Origin of the sequence: Pseudomonas sp. GM49 (assembly GCF_000282355.1) — a bacterium.
Lineage (GTDB): Bacteria > Pseudomonadota > Gammaproteobacteria > Pseudomonadales > Pseudomonadaceae > Aquipseudomonas.
Map to the genome: position 1 here is coordinate 1 of NZ_AKJL01000053.1, position 6,667 is coordinate 6,667.

At 61.6% G+C, this 6,667-nt stretch carries 6 protein-coding genes; all 6 read right to left on the reverse strand.

What is annotated here, in order from left to right:
* Positions 1-1,303: amidase (locus PMI29_RS24150; RefSeq protein ID WP_007994898.1), on the reverse strand; the 1,303-nt coding region annotated here is incomplete at its 3' end.
* The gene (locus PMI29_RS24145) at positions 1,300-2,163 is read right to left on the reverse strand and encodes an alpha/beta fold hydrolase (protein WP_007994900.1); all 864 of its coding nucleotides are present in this window, start codon (positions 2,161-2,163) and stop codon (positions 1,300-1,302) included. The genes PMI29_RS24150 and PMI29_RS24145, both read right to left, overlap by 4 nt.
* A gap of 55 nt (positions 2,164-2,218) precedes the next feature.
* A complete protein-coding gene (locus PMI29_RS24140) occupies positions 2,219-3,556 on the reverse strand; it encodes a Rieske 2Fe-2S domain-containing protein (RefSeq protein ID WP_007994901.1) in 1,338 nt (445 codons plus the stop codon).
* A gap of 170 nt (positions 3,557-3,726) precedes the next feature.
* The gene (locus tag PMI29_RS24135; protein WP_007994903.1) at positions 3,727-4,728 is read right to left on the reverse strand and encodes an AraC family transcriptional regulator; all 1,002 of its coding nucleotides are present in this window, start codon (positions 4,726-4,728) and stop codon (positions 3,727-3,729) included.
* 254 nt (positions 4,729-4,982) lie between these two features.
* Positions 4,983-5,525 (reverse strand): cupin domain-containing protein, encoded by a 543-nt coding sequence (locus PMI29_RS24130; protein ID WP_238541634.1) that lies wholly within the window; start codon positions 5,523-5,525, stop codon positions 4,983-4,985.
* Between the two features lie 71 nt (positions 5,526-5,596).
* Positions 5,597-6,667, reverse strand: a 1,071-nt coding sequence (locus PMI29_RS24125) for an alcohol dehydrogenase catalytic domain-containing protein (RefSeq protein WP_007994909.1), incomplete at its 5' end; no start/stop codon positions are given.

Genomic DNA, 6,667 nt, shown 5'->3' on the forward strand with positions numbered 1-6,667 from the left:
GCCAGCCGATCGGCAGGCCATCGTCAGTGAAGCCGCAAGGCAGGCTGATACAGGGGTGACCGCTGACGTTGAACGGTGCCGTGAACTGAATCAGCCGGCGATTGGCCTCTGGATCCTGAGCCAGGCTGGCCAGCTGTTCGTGGGTCGGCGCAGCGTAGGGCTGTACCGGGGCGAGCAGCAGGTCGACGTCGTTCAGTACGTAGTCCAACTCACCGCTGAAACGCTGCGCGTCGAGCAGTACGCGCTGGTAGTCCATGCCACTGAGCGCTCGCCCACCGTCAATCAGTCGGCTCAGTGCCGGACCGTATTGCGCTGCACGTTGCGGGTAAGTGGCGGCGTGTGCAACGGCAGTCTGCACGCCGCAGTGAGCCTCCCAGTTGCCGCTCACCGCACGGGTGTCCGGCATACACACGCGCTGCAGCGTGCCACCGCCATCACGGACAATCGCCATGATCCGTTCCAGTGCTTGCTGAATCACCGGGTCGACACCATCACTCAACCAGGCCTCGTCAATGCCGACGCGCAGGCCGCGGAACGAGTCCTCGATGCCGGGCACCTCCAGGCAAACGCTGGGCAACGAAGTGGGGTCCTTGGGATCGTGGCCAGCGATGGTCGATAGCAGGAACAAGGCATCGCGTGCGCTGCGGGTGATGGGACCGATGTGGTCAAGGCTGGCGGCCAGCTCGAAGCAACCATGACGGCTGACCCGACCCCAGGTCGGCTTGAGCCCTGTGAGGCCATTGGCTGCGCAAGGGAAACGGATGGAGCCACCGGTGTCGCTGCCAATCGAGGCATAACACAGACCCGCGGCGGTGGCCACTGCGCTTCCACTGGAAGAAGCGCCGGCCCAATGGCCCGGATGCCAGGGATTGATCGGCGTGGGCAGGTCCGGGTGATGGATGGCGAAAGCACCCTCCGTCATCTGCAGCTTTCCAAGCAGCACACTCCCCGCCTCGCGCAAGCGGGTGACGACGGTGGCATCTTCCTGCGGGATGAATGCCTGGTGAATCGGCATGCCCGCTGCCGTGGGCACGCCGTCCGTGTGCAGCAAGTCCTTTACCGCCAGCGGGATGCCATGCAGCGGGCTACGGCATTCGCCACGCGACAGTTCGCGTTCCGCCTCGCGTGCCTGGTCGAGCGCCAGCTGCGCAGTGACCGTGGCAAAGGCGTGCAACGTCCCGTCGAGCCGTTCGATTCGCGCTAACTGCGCCTCGGTGACTTCCACCGGAGAGAGCTTGCCGGTGCGAATCAGCAGTGACAGTTCGTGCAGCTCAAGATAGTGCAGATCGCTACTGCCGATCATCGGTAGCCTCCAAGGAAATTCAGTGCCAACGCGTTGAATTCTGCTGGCTGTTCGCTCTGCAGGTGGTGGGCAGCATTGCCCATCACATGCAGGCGAGCATCGGCAAACTGGTTGACCATCAGCATCGGTACATCGATGCCACCAAACCAGTCATGCAGCCCCCAGAGGATCAAGGTCGGTGCCTGCACTCGAGCAAACAGCGGCATCAGGTCTTCCGGTTCACCGAAGGCGCCGGACTGCTCGAACAGCGCACGCAAACCCGGGTTGCAACTCGCTTCATAGCGCAGGCGCAGGTTCTCCTCGTCGATTGCAGCGTCGTCGTGCAGCTCGTAGCGCTGGATCAGCGTGCGCATCTTGTCCTGACTCGGCCCGCCATTGGCGAAGAAGTAATCGCTCATCAGCATCGCAGCATGCTTGCCGGATAGCGCCAGCGGTTGCATCACACCGCGCGCTACCGGCTGCGAGCCGATCAGGACCAGGCGTGCGACCCGCTCTGGATGATCGGCCGCCAGGCGGATCGCCACGCAGCCACCGAACGACTGATTGACCAGGTGCGCCTGAGTGATGCCCAAGGCATCCATGAATCCCAGCAGCGTGCGCGCATGCCAGCTGAATACCGGGCCGTCGACCGCCACCATGTCCGAGTCACCGAACTGCGCAAAGTCGAGAAAGTAACAAGTGTGACGCATCGCGAATGGCGCGGCGCTGAGGCGGAAATTGCTCCAGGCAGTACTGCCTGGGCCTCCGCCATGGGTAAAGATCACCGGCAGGCTGTCGTCCGGTCCATCGACCAGACGGTAGTGCAGACGCACGCCGTCGACGGTGACCCAGCGGCTGGTGGAAGCGAATTCATTGTCCATCGAAAATACCCTCGCCTGAGGCTGCCCGGCAGCAGGTACCGGACAGCTGAGCACATCACTCTTCGGCAATCTGCCGGACCTTGTAGCCCGGACGGTGACCGTCGGCGGTTTCCTTGAAGATCAGGCTGGTGTCCTTCACGGCGCCCTTCACACCACGTCCCGGTTTGGCGATACCGCGGTTCCAGCGCGAAGCCAGCTTGCGCCAGGTGATCGGTGAAATGTCGGTGGCCACCAGCTGCTCGTCGTCCCAGCCCGTACCGTCGGCATAGAAGTTCTGCATCGCCTCGCGGGCATAGATGTCGCAGTCGTTGAAGCCGTGCAGGCACAACGGCTTGTACACATGGTCAAAGCGATGCTGGTGCTTCTGGCGCTCTTCAGGGGTGTCGCACACGCGCACGATGATTTCCCAGTACTCGTGGGTATCATCGGTGATCGGCACGTACCATTCGTATTGGGTCATGTGCTCGCCGGGCCAGTTTTCCACCATCAAGACACCGGGCAGCACCACCGAAGTGCGGTATGGGCGACCATTGAGCCCTTCCACTTTCAGGCCCAGTTCCCGGTTTTCCAGCACCGGCGCCCACTTGTCGGTGAACAGCCATTGCATCATGCCTTTCGGACCGTTCTCCTCCTCGATCACTTCAATGCAGTCATCGCTGGTCGGCAGCAGGCCGAGCGGAAGCACCCAGTCCATGGCGTGGACGATGGTGTTGTCTTTGTGCACAAGGATGTGAGCGTTGTCGAAGCCGTTTTCGCAGGCGATCCGCCAGTTGCCGAAACCGGTGCGGTGCATGCCGAGCGCCACCGCATTGTCATCGAGCACGCCCGGAGAAGCCGGCCACATCGGATGCGGGAACTGCTCGCTGCGCTCCGGGAAACGGAACGGCAGGTCGTCGGCCAGCGGTGGTACATCCTCGTCGGGGAAGCTGTCCTCGCGGACGAAGACGAAGATCATGCCGTTGACCTCGTGCACCGGGTAGGTGGTGATACCGGTAGTGCCGATCAGCTTGTCGTCCGGGTTGGCGACGATGGTCACCAGCTTGCCGCTTTCGAGGTCGAAGGTGAAACCGTGATACCAACAAGAGATGGTGCTCTTGCTAAAGCAGGTCGGCTTCTCCGAAAGGCGCACACCACGGTGCAGACACTGGTCCTTGAGGGCATAAACCTGACCATTGACCCGGCGCAAAACGATCGGGATGCCGCAGATCTGGATGCCCTCGACCTGGTCTTCAGCCAGCTCGTTGCTGAACAGCCCTGGATACCAGTGGTTGACGAAGCCCCAGGCAGCATCCTTGTACGGCTGGTACTGGCTCTGGGTCTTGGCGTTGTTGGCACGGGCATCGCTGATGCCGGTTTTAACCACGCGACGGCGAATGATGGGTTGCTCGGACATGTGGGGACTCCCAAAAGGCTGACAGGACATTGGCGTCGCACTACGGCACGCTTGACGGTCATCCTAGGAAGTAGAGACGCAGCTGACGCTCCCGAGACTGTGCGGCTTATCCCGCCAGCGCAGAAAATGCGCAGAGAGGTCAGAGGGGCGGACATCCCTGTCCATTGAAATCAGCGGGACAGCGTCTCCGACGGGCTCTCGCCGAAGCGACGCTTGTAGTCGGTGGTGAAATGGCCGAGGTGACTGAAGCCCCAGCGGAAAGCCACAGTGGTCACTGTGACGGAACCTGGACTCTGGCGCTGCAGCTCCTCGTGGACGTGGCGCAGGCGCACCTCCTTGAGGTAGAGCATCGGCGAGGTGTTGCGGTAACGGCGAAAGCCGGTGAACAGAGAGCGGCTGCTGACCCCGACATGCTCGGCCATCTCGACGATCGAAATCGGCTCATGGGCGTGATCTTCGATGAAGCGCTCCACGCGCTTGACGAACGATGGGGTGACAGAGGCTCGCGGGTCACTGCACAGCTCAGCGCTATAGGTGTGCGGCTGGCACGTCAGCAGCGTGTCGACCAGGATATTTTCGAACTGTGCGGTGAGCAGCGCAGGCATGTCCTCATCGACCGACAGGCTGTCGTAGAGCCAGCCGACCATGCGCATCCAGCGCCGACCCTCAGCGGTGTCCAGCGGCATCGACGGTTGAAACTCGATGGTGTTGCGTAACGTGCGGCCCAGGTGCTGCTGACAATGCCGTTCAAGCAAACTGCGCTCGACGCGAATGATCAGCTTCTCGGTACCGGGACAATGATGAATCTTGAACGGCGCATGGGTATTGAGAATCGACCCGAGCTGCGGTGTGGAATGCACCCGTTGATTGCCGTACTCAATCATTTCCTGACCACGGATGGGCATCTGAATAAGCGCGAAGGAATCGAGGACGCCTGGCTCGATGGTGATATCACCACCGTAGCTCATGCGACCGATACCGATGCCCCCCAATCGGCGATAGTAGATGCTGGTATTGACCGCCCCCTTGCTGCTCATACTGCGCAGGCGATTCGCGCAGAAAATGCGCTCCCCCCATTGAGTGGCTTCTTCTATGTCCTGAGTGCGACATACTTCGAATCGGGACAGGACTGTTTCGGGCGGCGTTGTTGCCGCAAAAACCAGATTTTCCATTGCTTTTACCCTCCGCCCAATGCTGTGGGCAGACAACTTTGCTACTGCAAGACAAACACGCTTAATTGTTTTTTTCGGCTAATCTCGGGCGTGCAATGTGGTGTACTCCTGCTGGATCGCTGCGCATTTTCGCAAGGCCAGTTCGACGTTATGAAAAGGCAAGAAGCATGCCCTGAAAGCCAAGCGCCCCGCTGTTTCTGACAAACGCCACAAAAGCGTCCGAAACCCCGTGTTTTACGGTGTTTTACGCCCTTTCAGACCGGGTTTGGCGACCGTGTAGCCCCCACCAGAACGAACAGCAGGCGAGCCGGAGTGTTACCGGGGTTACGCCACGCATGACGAGTACCCATTTGCACCACGATATCGCCCTGGCGCAACCGGTTAGTGCACCCGTTATCGAGCTCCAGGTCGACTTCACCTTCGAGCACTACGCCGTAGTCGATGGTGTCGGTGCAATGGAAACCCGGATGGTCCGCTTCGAAGCGTTCACCGAGTCCTGGTAGTCGGGCACAGAGCTCCAGCCCGGCGGCTACTGGATCGAAGTCGGCGATGCCGATGAGATTGTCTGGTGCAAAGGTGACCAGCAGCGCGCTGGTACCGCCCGGCCCCGGCACTACCGATACCACCTGCGGCGTCGGGTCGACGGGCCAATCGACGATGCGCGCCTGCGGTTCGGTCTGCCATATCAGTGCGGCAGAAAAACCGGGGGAATGGGTGAAGGATTCGGCGCCGGCGAGCGGGCCGTTGCTGATGATGACTGAACTGCCGGAACTGTCTCGGCCAGTCACGATGCGCATTGTTGTCATTGTCTGAACGCTTCCGAGTAAGTGTGAGGCCCACGCCGGTCTTCGCGGCGCGGGCAGGATATTCAAGCGTGAACAATATGGAAGTTGGTGAAGCCGTTGGCCTGGGTCTGGATATCCTCGAGTGCTTCGTTGAGCCGTTCTAGCGGATAGCGGCGCTCCTCCAGTAACGACAGGTCGACACTGCCGGCTTCGATCATGCGGGCCATTTCGTCACCCTCGGCGGTGGTGAACCACAGCGAGCCGATGTACTGCAACTGAGCGCACATGAACGGGTGCGGATCAATCGGAACAGGACCCGCGACGCCGCCGATCTGGATGATCCGGCCACCCCGTGCGACGGCTTGCATGGCATTCACCGACAGCGCCGCCGGTGCCTTGGCGCCCAAGGTATCGAGCATCACATCGACGCCCCCGGGAACCAGCTCACGCACGTGTTCCTGGATGTCGCTGGCACCGATGCATACCGTGACGATGCGCTCAGGCGACAATTGCTTGAGCCTGGCCAGAGCGTCCTCGTCACGCGCCGCGACCACGATGCGTGCCGCGCCGAACGCCAGCGCGAGCAGTGTCGCACCGACCCCGAGCGTACCGGAGGCGCCGAGAATCAGGATGCTCTGCCCCGGCCGCAGTGCTGACTTGCGGATCGCCGAATAGGCCGTGCCCAGGTAGCCCAAGCGAGTTGCCTGGGCGAAGCTCAGCTTCTGGGGCAGACGCACCAGACTGGTCGACGGCGCAGTCATGTACTGGCTATAGCCGGCATGGGGATAGTGCTTGAAGATCGCCTGCGAGCCGGGGCCGAAACCGAAATAGCCCAGGAAGGTATAAGCGTCGCAGCGCGGCGCCTCGCCCTGCCGGCAATAATGACACTCGCCGCAGCCGACGCCAGGATTGACGTAGACGCGGTCTCCGGGCTTGAACGCCGAGACCTTCGCGCCTACCGCGCTAACGGTTCCGGCACTGTCCAGACCGAAGACCGCCGGCAGCGTTGGCAGCGGCAGAAACGGGTACCACTCGGGGAAATGGGTGGTGACGTTCTTCAGATTGGGGATCACCCCGCTGGCCTCGACTTTGACCAGCACGTCGTGGTCACCGGGTATCGGCAGGGGGACTTCATCAAAAGTGAATCGACCGCC